General features: G+C 60.5%; 14 protein-coding genes. 5 read left to right on the top strand and 9 right to left on the bottom strand.

Translation table 11 applies throughout. The features are described 5' to 3' along the window. Positions 1 to 20 precede the first annotated feature (20 nt). The 5 genes from XH80_RS25460 to nac form a co-directional block, all read right to left on the bottom strand. Positions 21 to 1,007 carry a biotin-dependent carboxyltransferase family protein gene (locus tag XH80_RS25460; protein ID WP_271600922.1) on the bottom strand — a complete coding sequence of 329 codons (987 nt, stop codon included), beginning with the start codon at positions 1,005 to 1,007 and terminating at the stop codon, positions 21 to 23. Next, positions 1,004 to 1,663 carry a 5-oxoprolinase subunit PxpB gene (pxpB, locus tag XH80_RS25455; protein ID WP_271600921.1) on the bottom strand — a complete coding sequence of 220 codons (660 nt, stop codon included), beginning with the start codon at positions 1,661 to 1,663 and terminating at the stop codon, positions 1,004 to 1,006. The genes XH80_RS25460 and pxpB overlap by 4 nt, the downstream gene beginning before the upstream one ends. Next, the gene (gene accC, locus XH80_RS25450; RefSeq protein ID WP_271600920.1) at positions 1,660 to 3,012 is read right to left on the bottom strand and encodes an acetyl-CoA carboxylase biotin carboxylase subunit; all 1,353 of its coding nucleotides are present in this window, start codon (positions 3,010 to 3,012) and stop codon (positions 1,660 to 1,662) included. Before accC ends, pxpB begins: the two co-directional genes overlap by 4 nt. Positions 3,013 to 3,015: 3 nt before the next feature. Then, on the bottom strand, positions 3,016 to 3,456 hold the full coding sequence (locus XH80_RS25445; RefSeq protein ID WP_271600919.1) for an acetyl-CoA carboxylase biotin carboxyl carrier protein: 441 nt from the start codon (positions 3,454 to 3,456) through the stop codon (positions 3,016 to 3,018). A gap of 112 nt (positions 3,457 to 3,568) precedes the next feature. Further along, positions 3,569 to 4,507 carry a nitrogen assimilation transcriptional regulator NAC gene (nac, locus tag XH80_RS25440; RefSeq protein ID WP_271600918.1) on the bottom strand — a complete coding sequence of 313 codons (939 nt, stop codon included), beginning with the start codon at positions 4,505 to 4,507 and terminating at the stop codon, positions 3,569 to 3,571. Between the two features lie 142 nt (positions 4,508 to 4,649). Between nac and XH80_RS25435 the strand changes: the two genes are divergently transcribed. Both XH80_RS25435 and XH80_RS25430 read left to right on the top strand, forming a co-directional pair. Further along, the gene (locus XH80_RS25435) at positions 4,650 to 5,858 is read left to right on the top strand and encodes an aspartate transaminase (RefSeq protein ID WP_271600917.1); all 1,209 of its coding nucleotides are present in this window, start codon (positions 4,650 to 4,652) and stop codon (positions 5,856 to 5,858) included. 21 nt (positions 5,859 to 5,879) lie between these two features. Next, on the top strand, positions 5,880 to 6,545 hold the full coding sequence (locus tag XH80_RS25430; protein ID WP_271600916.1) for an RraA family protein: 666 nt from the start codon (positions 5,880 to 5,882) through the stop codon (positions 6,543 to 6,545). 64 nt (positions 6,546 to 6,609) lie between these two features. Here the strand turns inward: XH80_RS25430 and XH80_RS25425 are convergent, their stop codons facing one another. The 4 genes from XH80_RS25425 to XH80_RS25410 are packed head-to-tail and all read right to left on the bottom strand — an operon-like array spanning position 6,610 to position 10,274. Continuing rightward, positions 6,610 to 7,227, bottom strand: a complete 618-nt coding sequence (locus XH80_RS25425) for a hypothetical protein (RefSeq protein ID WP_271600915.1) — start codon at positions 7,225 to 7,227, stop codon at positions 6,610 to 6,612. Beyond that, positions 7,202 to 8,380, bottom strand: a complete 1,179-nt coding sequence (locus tag XH80_RS25420) for a helix-turn-helix domain-containing protein (RefSeq protein ID WP_271600914.1) — start codon at positions 8,378 to 8,380, stop codon at positions 7,202 to 7,204. Before XH80_RS25420 ends, XH80_RS25425 begins: the two co-directional genes overlap by 26 nt. Then, positions 8,377 to 9,753: a 7-cyano-7-deazaguanine synthase gene (locus tag XH80_RS25415; protein ID WP_271600913.1), complete on the bottom strand. Its 1,377-nt coding sequence runs from the start codon at positions 9,751 to 9,753 to the stop codon at positions 8,377 to 8,379. Before XH80_RS25415 ends, XH80_RS25420 begins: the two co-directional genes overlap by 4 nt. Next, positions 9,750 to 10,274 carry a hypothetical protein gene (locus XH80_RS25410; RefSeq protein WP_271600912.1) on the bottom strand — a complete coding sequence of 175 codons (525 nt, stop codon included), beginning with the start codon at positions 10,272 to 10,274 and terminating at the stop codon, positions 9,750 to 9,752. Before XH80_RS25410 ends, XH80_RS25415 begins: the two co-directional genes overlap by 4 nt. A 143-nt stretch (positions 10,275 to 10,417) precedes the next feature. Between XH80_RS25410 and XH80_RS25405 the strand changes: the two genes are divergently transcribed. From XH80_RS25405 to XH80_RS25395, 3 genes are read left to right on the top strand one after another with little or no spacing between them, the layout of a single operon-like run. After that, positions 10,418 to 11,218 carry a type IV toxin-antitoxin system AbiEi family antitoxin gene (locus XH80_RS25405; protein ID WP_271600911.1) on the top strand — a complete coding sequence of 267 codons (801 nt, stop codon included), beginning with the start codon at positions 10,418 to 10,420 and terminating at the stop codon, positions 11,216 to 11,218. Then, on the top strand, positions 11,215 to 12,030 hold the full coding sequence (locus XH80_RS25400; RefSeq protein ID WP_271600910.1) for a nucleotidyl transferase AbiEii/AbiGii toxin family protein: 816 nt from the start codon (positions 11,215 to 11,217) through the stop codon (positions 12,028 to 12,030). Before XH80_RS25405 ends, XH80_RS25400 begins: the two co-directional genes overlap by 4 nt. A gap of 5 nt (positions 12,031 to 12,035) precedes the next feature. Continuing rightward, positions 12,036 to 12,626 (top strand): hypothetical protein, encoded by a 591-nt coding sequence (locus XH80_RS25395; RefSeq protein ID WP_271600909.1) that lies wholly within the window; start codon positions 12,036 to 12,038, stop codon positions 12,624 to 12,626. Positions 12,627 to 12,711 lie beyond the last annotated feature (85 nt).

Raw genomic sequence — 12,711 nt, 5'->3', positions numbered from 1 at the left:
GACGTGATCGAGAGGATTGCTCATCGGCCGCCCCCCTCGCCGCAGTGAAGCTCAACGAGACGACGCGCGTTTGCGAGCCAGCGGCGGATATCCACTGAAGCGCCCAGCGCTTCATCCCAGCTACAGCGGATGAAGCGAATGTTGCTCCCGATTGGAGCCTGGCCGAGACGCCAGAGATCTGCCTCGATGACCGTGCCGATTTTGGGATAGCCGCCGGACGGCTGCGCATCGCGCATCTGGATGATGGGCTGGCCGCCATGGGGCACCTGAATGACGCCGGGCACGATGCCATGCGAGCGTAATTCCAGCGGACGCAGCGGGTTGAGCTCACGGCCGGCAAGCCTGTAGCCATAGCGGTCGCTCTGCGCGGTGATTTTCCAGGCCGTCGACCACAATGCATCCTGCGATGAATTGGTGAAGCAGTCGTACTCGGCGGCCGGTAACACGCGGACAGCGGGCACGCCGTCCGCCTCAAGTGGCAGCGCCAGTCCGGGCGGGACCAAACCGAAGCCGGGAGCGGCCCGGCCATTCGAACGGCCGGTCGGCAGTTCGTCGCCATCGCGGAGCGGCCGCCCCTCGTGGCCACCAAACGAGCCTCTCAACTGCGTGCTGCGCGAGCCGAGTACGGCCGGCACGTCAATGCCATCGGCAACGCAAAGATAGGCGCGGGTCGCCCGCCATGTGGTCTGCTGAGGATGCGAAAGCGACAGCACCTGCCCCGCTTCGGCGCGATGCGCCCACCACGGCAACACCGGCGCCTCATCAAGCCGTCCTGCACAATCGGCCCCGGTGACGGCAAAAACAGTTGAGCGCTCGAAACGAACCTTGAATGGAAAAACCGGGACCTCAATGGCCGCCGCATTCTCTTCGTTGCGCAGCAGGATGTTGCCTCCGGCAAGTGCGAGCGGATCCATGGCGCCCGATGTCCCGACGCCGAGATTGAGTCCACCGGTGCGGCCGAGATCCTGGACCGTCGCAAGCGCACCTGCTGACAAAATCTTGATCATCGCAGCACCCGGGCAACCCTGAAGCGGATGCTATCGCCCGGCTGAAGTAGCGCGGACGGGCTGCGCTTCACATCGAAGAATGCCACCTCTGTACTGCCGATCGTATTCCATCCGCTGGGTCCGTCGGAAGCAGACACGCCGGTCTGGCTGCCGCCGATTGACACGGCTCCACGCGGAATCTTCAGCACCGGCACCTTGCGACGCGGCGTTGCGATGCACTCGTCCATGCCGCCGAGGTAACAGTAGCCGGGGTGACTTCCGAGCGCGAACACCGTGTAGATTGGCGCGCTGTGACGTTCGACGATCTCATCGACACTCATGCCGGTGTGTTCGATGACATCGGCCATATGCGGTCCGGCTTCGCCACCATAGGCGACGGGAAGATCGATGCAGCGCCCGGAGACGGGAAGCGGCGCGACGACGTTCCAGCGTTCGATAAGCCTTTGTTCAATCTCCTCCGGCCGCCGTGGCGGCTCGACAAAGACCAGCATGAGGTTGTTCATGCCTGGCACAGCCTCGCGCACGTCAGGAAATCCGGCAGCTTCGTGCGCCATGGCCCAGATCCGCCGCTGCGTTTCGAGCGTGGTCTCGCCGGGCGCCTCGAACAGCAGGGCCGTCGTCCCGAGTAGGCTTGTACGTGGTCGATCCGTCGTCATGGCTGCCCACTCCGGCGAAGATTCGTCTCGAGATGGTGGATATTAACACCACCGCTGATAAAATCGGGATCGTCGACGAGGCGCCGGTGCAGCGGCAGGTTCGTTGCAATGCCGTCGATCCGAGCCTCGCCGAGCGCCACCCGCAACCGCGACAACGCCTCGTCGCGCGTCGCGCCGTGAACGATAAGTTTGCCGAGCAGCGAGTCGTAGTACGACGACACGCGGTAGCCGGCACTCGCGTGACTGTCGATGCGCACGCCGGGTCCGCCCGGCATCTGCCAGGTATCAATCACGCCGGGTGAAGGCACGAAGTTGTCCGGGTCTTCGGCATTGATGCGGCACTCGAAGGCGTGACCGTGACAGGCGATGTCGCCCTGCCTGAACGGCAGCCTTTCACCCTGCGCCACACGGATCTGAGCCTCCACAAGATCGATCCCGGTGGTCATCTCGGTAACGGGATGCTCCACCTGGAGGCGGGTATTCATCTCGATGAAGTAGAACGCGTCATCTTCGACCAGAAACTCGAAAGTGCCGACGCCGCGATAACCGATCTGCCGGCAAGCCTTCGCACAGCGCTCGCCGATTTCACGGACTAGCGCATCCGGGATCAGGGGGGCTGGCGCCTCCTCAATCACCTTCTGATGTCGCCGCTGCAACGAGCAGTCGCGGCTGCCAAGCCAAACTGCGTCGCCCTGGGTATCGGCGATCACCTGGATCTCGACATGGCGCGGGGAGCCTAAGAATTTCTCGACATAGATTTCGCCGTTGCCGAACGCCCGCCGCGCCTCTTCCCGGGTCAGGAGCAGCGCGTCGCGCAAGCCGTCCTCAGTCTCCACCACCCGCATGCCGCGACCGCCTCCGCCACCCGCAGCCTTCAGGATGACGGGATAGCCGATCTCCCGCGCCGCCGCGCGCACGACATCGATATCCTCAGTCAGGGCTGCATCGGGACCGGGGACGCACGGAACGCCTGCCGCTCTCATGGCGCCCTTGGCGGCGATCTTGTCACCCATGACGCGCATGCTCGCGGCGGTCGGACCGATAAACGTCAGGCCGGCAGCCTCAACTTGCTCGGCAAAGCCGGCATTCTCGGACAAAAATCCATAGCCGGGATGGACCGCCTCGGCGCCGCTGATCTCGGCCGCAAACAAGATCACCTTCTGGTTCAGATAGCTCTGAGCTGCCGTGGCGGGCCCGATACATAGTGCCTGGTCGGCATGGCGCACATAGAGCGCCTCCCGATCGGCCTCTGAATGGACCACGATCGTTCGCAGCCCGAGACGCCGGCACGTCCGCTGGATGCGTAAGGCAATCTCTCCCCGGTTGGCTATGAGAACCGATCCAAACATGGGTCACGCGAACCTTATCAGTTCTTGGCCGGCTTCGACTTCCTGACCGGAAGCAACCAAAATCGCCGACACTGTGCCGTCCCGTTCGGCGCGAACCTCGTGGAACATCTTCATCGCCTCTATGACACAGAGTGGCGTACCGGCCTTCACGGTCTGGCCGACTGAAACGAAGACGGGCGCATCCGGCGCCGGTTGCAGATGCACAATTCCGAACAAGGGCGCAGCGATCTTCGCCTCTCGCTTCGGCGCCGCTTCGGGTTCGGCGGGAATTGGCAACTGCTTGGCCGGCATGGATTGGGCCGTCTTGACCGATACCTGAGCCATATCGTCCGGCTGCACCCGTCGGACCAGTCTGAGCGACCAGCCGTCTTCTCTGAACTCCATCTCGTTCAGATCTGACACAGCCATCGCATCGATCAGGGTCTTGATCCGGTCCAAATCCATGTTCCGCCACCCATACGGGATCGTGGCCCTGCACAGGCAACGCCGGCCTCGACGCTAACCCTATCGATTCCTGCCGACCAAGACGGATTGGCTTTGCCCCTATAAGAGAGCGCTATGACGCCTTTTGAGACCGCTCGTCATGCGCAACGAGGTTCCCCGGCAGACCGGCCACAAGCTCCAGCAGGATTTCCTTGATCGCCTGTGCAGGTTCGGAGAGCGGCAAATGATCGGATTGGCACAACGCCAGCGGCGCCTCGATCACCGGATCGATGATGCACGATTGCCAGGCATCGCAGGACGAAGCGACCTGCCGCGCCATCGATTCGGGTAGGATGGTCGCCCCAAGCCCGTCGGCGATCACGGCGGTCAGAGTGCTGGCGGATTCGATCTCCGCCACGACCTTTGGTACCTTGCCGATGGCCGCGAAAGCGTCGTTCACCATCTTGCGGACGACATTGTAGGGGCGCGCGAGGTAGAGTTCCGTGTCGACCAGCATCGCGAGCGGCACTTCGGCCGGTGGCGCCACCATGCTGCCGCGGCCGACAAGGTAGAGCGGCTCGCGCAGCAACGGCTGGAACGCCAGGCCGTGGACGGCGGTCTTGCCGCCGTAGAGTACCGCCAAGTCCATGCGGCCATTCATGACGAGCTCGGAAAGGGTGGTGCCATAGGTCTCGTTCAAATAGAGCAGAATGCCAGGGTGCCGCGCCCGCACCGCGCGCAGCAGCGGCAAGGCCAGTCCCGCCGCGGCAGTGCCCGGCGCCAATCCCACGGCCACGGCGCCAGAGATGTTTTTGGCGGCCGCATTCATGTCGGCGCGCGCCTGGTCGCATTGCCGGAGAATGAGCTGGGCGTGGCGATACAGCACCTTGCCGGCCTCGGTCGGCACTACGCCGCTTTTGGTGCGCACCAGAAGCTGCTGACGCACCTCGCCTTCCAGGGTCGCGAGCTGCTGACTGAGCGCCGGCTGCGCCACATGCAGAACATCGGCAGCTTGCGTCAGGCTGCCGACGTCGACAATCTTCACGAAATACTGCAGTCGCCTGAGATTCATGCCGTCTCCTCAGACTAGCTGCTGCTCCAGACCACGAGAAGAGTATCCATAAGATATGCCTATCAGGCCAGATTGAACTCGTGTTGGCCAGCGCCCGGCTCTGTCTCTAGCGTCGCACCTCGCTTAGCCAGGGTCAATCACTATGAACCATCCTCGTATCTCCGCCCGCGTGAGGCGCATCAAGCCTTCGCCCAGCTCGGCAGCGGCCGATCGGGCAACGACGCTGAAGCGGGAGGGCAAGAACATCATCAGCCTCGTCGTTGGCGAGCCGGATTTCGATACGCCTGCGAACATTCGCGCCGCGGCCTCAAAGGCAATGGACAAGGGCGCAACCCGCTACACGATGTTGGCCGGCTCTGTTGATCTCCGCCAAGCGATTGCCGCGAAACTGAAGCGCGAGAACAATCTCGTCTACTCACCTTCCGATATCATCGTCACCAACGGTTGCAAGAGCGGCATCTATAGCGCGCTGGAGGCGACGATCGAGACCGGCGACGAGGTGATCATCCCGGCGCCGTACTGGGTATCGTACCCCGATATGGTGATCGCCTGCGACGGCGTTCCGAAGATTGTGCTGTGTCCGGAAAGCCAAGGCTTCAAGATCTCGCCGGCGCAGCTCGAAGCAGCGATCACGGGCAAGACACGATGGCTGATCATCAACTCGCCGTCGAATCCCACAGGCGCAAGCTATTCGGCGGCAGAATATCGCGAGCTGGCCGAAGTGCTCTTACGGCATCCCCATGTGCTGGTCATGACCGATGACATCTACGAACACATTCGCTTCGACGGCCGCGCGACGCCACATTTGCTGAACGCTGCACCCGAGCTGGCGGACCGGGTGCTTGCGGTCAACGGCGTGTCGAAGACCTACGCGATGACCGGTTGGCGGATCGGCTGGATCGCCGGGCCGTCCGATTTGATTGGTGCGCTGAACACGCTGCTGTCGCAGGCCGCCGGCAACGCCTGCTCGATCAGCCAGGCCGCTGCCGTCGAAGCGCTCAATGGCGATCAGAGCTTCGTTTCCGAGAGCGTCGCGATCTATCGTAACCGCCGCGACCGCACGCTGACGCGCATCAACCAGATCGAGGGCCTGAGCTGCCTGCCGCCCGACGGCGCGTTCTATCTCTACGTCAATTGTGCTGGCCTGATCGGCCGACGCACACCGGCGGGTACGCGCCTCGAAACCGACGGCGATGTCGCGATGTACCTGCTCGAAAGCGTTGGCGTCGCGGTGGTTCAAGGCAGCGCCTATGGCTTGTCGCCGTACTTCCGCATCTCGATCGCAGCGTCGCTCGATGTGCTCGACGATGGGACCAACCGCATCGCTCTCGCTGTTTCCGAGCTCCGCTAACACCCCTATCGAAAGCATCCCATGTCAAACGCCGGCATCACAAAGAACCCCTCGGCTCCGCAAGTCGATCCCGCGGTGATCGCAAAACTGCGGACCATCGCGGTCGCCCTGCTCAGCGATCAGCTGCACCGCAATTGCGGCAGCACCGGGCTGATCCCCTATCACTCGCCGGCGCCGATGGTGGGCACCGCGGTGACGGTGAAGACGCGAGGCGGCGACAACCTCGCCATCCTGCGCGCCTACGACTTCTGTCGTCCCGGCGACGTGATGGTTGTCGATGCCGGCGGCGACATCTCGAACGCGCTCGTCGGCGGCATCATGACCCTCGCCGCCGCCTCGCTCGGGCTTGCCGGCATGGTGCTCGACGGCGCCATTCGCGACGTTGCGGAAATCCGCCAGCGCACTTTTCCCGTGTACGCGCGCGGCGTGACGCATCGTGGCCCCTATAAAGATGGTCCCGGAGCGATCAACGTCCCGATCACCGTCGGCGGTATGCTCGTGAACGCTGGCGACATCATCGTAGGGGATCAGGACGGCCTCCTCGCATTCGCACCGTCCCTGGCTGCAACAGTCATCGAGAAAGCACTGGCCCAGGAGCAAAAGGAACAGGGCACCATCGAGGCGATCCGTGAGGGCCGGTGGGATCGCGCCTTCGTCGATGCGCTCGAGGCACGTTGCGTGAATTGAGCACTACAAACTATTCGCGCTTAGGGATATCACCGCCAGCTTGGCCGTCTTGGACAGAAACTGGTCAGACGGTAGCTGCTCGCGCTACCTTCGGCAGGCTACTGCATTGCGCCGCCCGCTCCGGACCGATCGTCGCGCGAAGCTGTTCTAGGTATTCGGCAGGCACGTGCATGCGAGCGCCGTTCAAAGCGCTCGTCAATGCATCAGCTTGGGCCTGAATACCGAGGGCCAATGTGATGGCATCATGCATCAGGAACTCCACGGTGCATGCGAGCTGGAGACCCGGATATTGGCTAGAGCATAGGGACCTCGCCTTGCGCTCATCTATGAGCGCAATCCCGGAAATCTCTTTCGCGTAACCGATGGTTGCGGCTTCGCCGTCGTCAAGCGTCAGCTTGGCAGAACCATCGATAAGGCTTTCATAGACGGCCATACCCGACGCGCTAAGCGTAGCGCGGCGTACGAGGCCCGAATCGATCAGCTCAAGAAGCTGTTCGTGATCGCGGTAGCCCTTCTGCGATCCAGCCTTTAGCTCAGCTTCAGCATTCTCTGTGACCAAGAACGGATTCGGCACGGCCTTTATGATATCGGCAGCGCGAGACGTCGCGTTCAAATTGATCACAACGCTGGCATCGGCAATGAGGCTTGCACGGGGATTAGTGAGGAAGCTTGACAAGCTCATTGGCTTCGCTTTCCTCTTTTTCAACGCCATCAAGAAGCTCTCTTACTTCGTGACGGTTTAGTTGCAGAAGCCGGGCAAGCTGCCCTTCACTATAGATATCCTTCTTCCACGCCTCGCGGGCGAGAAGAGCGAGACGCGGCGGCACAAGGCCTTGAGCCCGCGCCGTGTATACTTTTTTGTCTGGCAATTCACCAAGCACCTGACGGACTTGATCATCCGTAATCCCGCCATTTGCAACGAACCAATCCCAGGTGCCTTCGCGGGCAAGCTTCAGTTCCTCAAGTCGGCGTACCATGGCTTCACGGGAGACACCCGAAGCGTGAGCAAGAAGGATGATGTGGCGGCGCGTTAGGTGAGATTGACCAGCAGTTATTTCCGCAAATTGCTGGCGAACAGCCCGCGCAGGCGTGATGAAAGAACGCTGGAAAGCGTTGGCATAGCGCTCTTCGCGAGAAGTGAACCGCTCATCGTCCGTCAGCACTTCGGGCTGACGCCGAGTTGAAATTAAATGCGCGGTTTCATGCACTCCCGACTGCAATAGACGCTCGGGCGGGTGGTTAGCGTTTAGCAGGATACATGCGCCAGCAGTCTCATCGTACGCGAATAGGCCCGATACTTTACCATTCAGGGGACGCACATAGACCCGGACGCCGAGCTGCAAATCCAAAATGGACACAATATCCGTGATTGGGCCTGGTCCGAGACCGAGCCAGTCGCGCAGCTCTTGCGCGTCCTGCTCAGCTTGCGCACGGATATCGCCCGGCAAGATCGGACGCTCAGGAGGATAATTGCGCGTGCGAACCACGCCTAGCGCGTTCTCAAGCTCAACTTCGGCGCGGACCAGATCATTCAGAAGTCGCGTCGCGGCTTCAACCGCATCATTGCTACTTTCCTGCAATTTGCGAAAGCGTGGCACCATATCAAGATGCACGGCCTCACGCCGGAGGAGAGCGTTCGCGGAAGTCCGGTAAGCCGTAGCGAGTTTTTGCAGCTCATCCATCTGGACCCGGCGTTTCCCCTGTTCAATTGCGACGAGAGTGGTCCGCACGACGCCAATTTGAGCGGCGGCATCGACCTGCGTCATCTTCGCATTCTCACGCGCCAGCCGCAGGCGTTCGCCGATTTCTTTGTCCGTTAATTTTTCTCCGCTCATTGACTTGCCCGCGTCCATTTCCTGATGAACGAGCGTTTTCCCAACCCGTCCAAAAAGTTGCTCCACTCAGCAGCATGCCGTTCGAGCATGCCGACAATCTTTTCCTCTGCAGTTGCCGCCGAAATACCTAGCGCCATCCCGGTCAGCACGGCATGCCGTTTAACGGCGGGACGCGCATCCGCGCTTGCCATGTCCGCCATGTGATCCAGATGAAGTGTGCCCGCAATCGCGTATTGCTCGAAGGCGCGGCTATTCCGTGTGAAATCGGTATGAATAGCGGCATCGAGCGACGGCGCACTCAGATCTGTGCAGATATAGATTCCATCCTCTTCACGTAAACCGGCAGCATGAACGCTCATTCGGCGCAGCATGCAGGCGGCGCATATTCCGCACTGAAGATGTTTATGGGCTAAGGCGCTCCAGCGCACGTCTTTCCAGCAGGACCGCGTCGTTTTCCACGTGTCGCTTTCTGGCAGCGCCGTGAATTCGCGTAGCGTCTCGCCTTTCGTGTGCCAAAGACGTGGGAATGCGAACTCCACCGGATTTTTAAGTAGCGCCGCAAGGAAGCGGGCCATTCTTTTGGTGAAGAGGGGATGGTTGCGGTAGTCGGGATAGGCATGGCTGACCGTTACCAGGGCAGGACCGATTGAACCTTGCCCACTCTCTGGAATCAAGATTTGCCGCGCATCGGCGAGGTAAGCGGCTAACCCGCTGATCATCGCGAATTTGAAACCGCGGGAACGGGCGCTCGATTCGCGATTGCTCATTTTGATCTTCTTGAATCTGTAAGGAACTCGCGCGAACGGAAGTGACTGACCGTCAATAGTCGTTTTGTCGGCAGCCTTGGAACCAACGCGGACGCGCACGAGCTTATCGCCGAGCGCTTTACCTGCGAGACCCGCGACAGCCCGGGAATCCATGCCCTCGCTATAAGCGATCACCGCTTCGGTCGGGCGCGGGAACGGCAGGCATTCTTGAGCCGGTGCTGCGACGTGTTTTAACCGTTTCACGAACTCAAGCGTCCAGTAATCCCCCGTGAGGAAACCCAGCGCATCGTGCAGGGAATTGATAACAGCCGGATCGCTCCAGCGAAGAGGATCATGGACGGGAATACGCAGGGCGATGCGCCGCGCCCAGCCGCGTGAAGGACGCTTAACTGATAGGTCAGCAAATTCAATTGAAGCGGAAATGACCATTGCATCATAGATAACGGTTTCCCAGCGGGCAAATGCATAGGACCGCAGCGCCTCGATGCTGAATTCGAGATTTTGGTCAAGGTTGAATGCGATGCGTCCTTTGCGCGGCTTGCGGCCCGCTTCGACTACATCGATCGATTTCTCGCTGATCGTCGCGCTATATGGCGTGATCGTCATAGGGACGGACCCTCGTCAACGCCCGATTGGCGCGGCAACGTAACGGAGCGCGGGGAAGGCGGGGTCCCGGGCGTCAACAGTTCTCGCGCGAGAGCGCCGCAATCGAGCTGGCGGCTGGCGGCGTCCAGTCTCGTCCGTACGTAGCCGGCGCTACGGGAGCTGGCTTCGCGCTGGTAGTGTTCCTCGATTCCGCGAAGGGCGTTGCGCGTCGTGTCTTGAAGCGCGTTTTGCAGGGCTGCGTGGGTGCCCACTTCCCCCGTCAAGCCAGAAGCGGCGGCAGCGATGGTGCAATCAATGACGTGAGTGGCAGCTGCCGATCGGTGAGCCTGCCGTAGTGCATCCAGACGCTCGATGCGCAATTCAGGAAATAGAGTGTCGCTATCCATTATGTCGCGGATTTCTTTGATGGGGGCCGAGAGGATTTCCTTCTTCAGCGCATGCGGCAGCGCTTCGGAGACTTGGTCCGGTGAGAATGCAGCCTTCGCCGATCGCTCAGCGAGGTCCTTCCAATGCCGCCGCATGGGCAGGCTCTTATGTGGTCCATCACTCACCGGGTTATCTCCGATGTCATTATCTTAATCTGAAAATACTGACAATGTCAAAAACTTGGGAACTTGGTTATAGATTGTTTGCGCAAGGTATTGAAAAATGATACTTTACGCAGATGATTTCGAATATTCGCCTCTCTGCTCGGAACTATCTGACGCGACTCGCTGCCAGCGGTCGCTATCATTTTGAGTCTGGCGACGCGCAAAAGGCACTCGGCGTCTCACCCGCGGCGGCGAAGCTGGCTTTGAATCGTCTTGCCAAGCAGCGCGTGGTCGCGTCTCCGGCCCGGGGCTTCTACGTTATCATCCCGCCTGAATACCAATCTCTCGGATCTCTGCCCGCGGACCAATTTATCCCCGCCCTCATGCAAAGGCTGGGTCTGATCTACTACGCCGGGCTGCTAACAGCCGCTCAATATCACGGCGCGGCTCACCAGCGGCCCCAGGAATTCCAGGTAATGCTGGCAAAAAGCCGCCGTCCGCTTGTCAGTGGCGCCGTTCGGGTCGCGTTTTATGTTCGCAAGGATATCGCGGCGATCCCAACCCAGAGCTTCAATACGCCGCGCGGCCCTGTGCTGGTTTCCACCCCGGAGGCTACGGCTGTCGATCTTGTCGGCTACCCCAACCAGATCGGGGGACTCGATCAGGCCGCGACTGTGCTGGGAGAACTGGCGGAGACAATCGACTCCGAAAAGCTCGTAATGGCGGCTCAAACTGCACCTATGCCGTGGGCGCAGCGCCTCGGTTATCTCCTAACCAAGGCCGGTGCAGGCGACCGAGCCGAAGCTCTTAAATCCTATGTCCGGCAGCACGCGCGCCAGACGGCCGTGCTTTTGCCGACCGCGCCTCACGATGAGGCCGCACGTGACGATGACTGGAAGCTGATCGTCAACGCCGAAGTGGAGCCGGAGCTATGATTCCACGCGACTATATCTCAGAATGGCGGGCTCACGCGCCGTGGATACAAGATATCCAGGTGGAGCAGGACCTTGTGATCTGCAGGGCGCTTGTTGAGATATTCACGCATCCCGTGCTTTCCAAGGCACTCGCCTTTCGCGGCGGCACGGCTCTTTACAAGCTCTACATCACACCCGCCGCTCGATATTCAGAAGACATCGATCTGGTGCAGATTCGCGCAGAGCCAGCAGGCGCGGTCATGGAGGCGCTGCGTTCCGTCCTCGATCCATGGCTCGGGACACCCCGCTGGAAGCAGGCCGAAGGCCGCGTGACCTTCGTGTACCGCTTTGCTTCCGAGGATACGCCGCCAATCAATATGAGGCTCAAAGTCGAAACCAACACGCGCGAGCATTTTGCCGTTCATGGTTTCAAACAGGTGCCATTCAGCGTCAGTTCGCGCTGGTTCGGCGGCAAATGCGATATCTCGACTTACGAGCTTGATGAGTTGCTCGGCACCAAGCTCCGCGCTCTCTATCAGCGCAAAAAAGGCCGCGATCTGTTCGATCTTGCGATTGCCCTCAAACAAGATGGTGTTGATCCGGACCGCATCGTGGAAACCTTTGCGGCCTACATGGATCACGGCGGACATAACATCACCCGCGCTCTGTTCGAGCAGAACATGCATCAGAAAATGACAGATGCACAATTCACGGCCGATATCAGCCCGTTGCTGGCGAGCGGATATTCGTGGGATATGAAGAAAGCAGCAGACGAGATTGCAGCGGCGCTGATCGAGAAGTTGCCGGGCGACCCCTGGAAACGCGAAGGTTAGCTCTCGTGCCTCTGCCTCAGCTTATCGGCATACTTACGCCAGAGCTTGTCTGCTTTCACGAAGCTGGCCACGTCGTTACCGCGGCGACAATCGGCGCGAGAGTTGCCCAGGTTTCTCTGCTTGACGGTCCTCCGCCCCACGGGATCAGCAGCATCGAACGGACTCCGCCTCAAGCCCCATTTATCGCTTGCGGCGGCTTAGCAGCCGAGCATTTCCTTTTCGAAAAGCGCCGTCTTGTAGACGGCTCGGGAAGGGTGGCGGACGCCAGTCTCTTCCTGTCGGAAGCTCAAAAGAATGCTCAGGAGGACGTACAGAACTACGTCAAAGGCATGGTTGCCATGAATGCTCGGGTAGATGACCCGATGATGGATTTTGGCGGCACCGCGTTAGGTAAAGTTTACCCCAATATTGACTTCAAACTGGTCGAAGAAGTCGCCGCTGACTTGTTTGAAAGAAAGGTATTGGACGAAGCCCGACTTGCCGAGATTCTGGGCTCGAACCGATCGCTTCTACGGTGCCGATACAAGCTGCAGCGAATGATCGGCTTCAGCCCGATACAGTCGGCGTACCGCGCAGCCCGGGGTCTTGGCAGCTAGATTGTCGCTTCGGCAGCTCGCAGTTTCTCCTTCACATCAATCACGCCTTCGATATCCACACGGAGTCGCGGAGCATAATGTTTAC

Origin of the sequence: Bradyrhizobium sp. CCBAU 45384 (assembly GCF_028128665.1) — a bacterium.
Classification (GTDB): domain Bacteria; phylum Pseudomonadota; class Alphaproteobacteria; order Rhizobiales; family Xanthobacteraceae; genus Bradyrhizobium; species Bradyrhizobium manausense.
The sequence above is the reverse complement of the archived record's forward strand: the minus strand, read 5'-3'. Positions and strand labels throughout refer to the sequence as shown.

Bases quoted from the DNA above. Each gene is read 5' to 3' on its own strand.
- XH80_RS25460 (WP_271600922.1), bottom strand. From the start codon at position 1,007: ATGATCAAGATTTTGTCAGCAGGTGCGCTTGCGACGGTCCAGGATCTC.
- pxpB (WP_271600921.1), bottom strand. From the start codon at position 1,663: ATGACGACGGATCGACCACGTACAAGCCTACTCGGGACGACGGCCCTG.
- accC (WP_271600920.1), bottom strand. From the start codon at position 3,012: ATGTTTGGATCGGTTCTCATAGCCAACCGGGGAGAGATTGCCTTACGC.
- XH80_RS25445 (WP_271600919.1), bottom strand. From the start codon at position 3,456: ATGGATTTGGACCGGATCAAGACCCTGATCGATGCGATGGCTGTGTCA.
- nac (WP_271600918.1), bottom strand. From the start codon at position 4,507: ATGAATCTCAGGCGACTGCAGTATTTCGTGAAGATTGTCGACGTCGGC.
- XH80_RS25435 (WP_271600917.1), top strand. From the start codon at position 4,650: ATGAACCATCCTCGTATCTCCGCCCGCGTGAGGCGCATCAAGCCTTCG.
- XH80_RS25430 (WP_271600916.1), top strand. From the start codon at position 5,880: ATGTCAAACGCCGGCATCACAAAGAACCCCTCGGCTCCGCAAGTCGAT.
- XH80_RS25425 (WP_271600915.1), bottom strand. From the start codon at position 7,227: ATGAGCTTGTCAAGCTTCCTCACTAATCCCCGTGCAAGCCTCATTGCC.
- XH80_RS25420 (WP_271600914.1), bottom strand. From the start codon at position 8,380: ATGAGCGGAGAAAAATTAACGGACAAAGAAATCGGCGAACGCCTGCGG.
- XH80_RS25415 (WP_271600913.1), bottom strand. From the start codon at position 9,753: ATGACGATCACGCCATATAGCGCGACGATCAGCGAGAAATCGATCGAT.
- XH80_RS25410 (WP_271600912.1), bottom strand. From the start codon at position 10,274: ATGCGGCGGCATTGGAAGGACCTCGCTGAGCGATCGGCGAAGGCTGCA.
- XH80_RS25405 (WP_271600911.1), top strand. From the start codon at position 10,418: ATGATTTCGAATATTCGCCTCTCTGCTCGGAACTATCTGACGCGACTC.
- XH80_RS25400 (WP_271600910.1), top strand. From the start codon at position 11,215: ATGATTCCACGCGACTATATCTCAGAATGGCGGGCTCACGCGCCGTGG.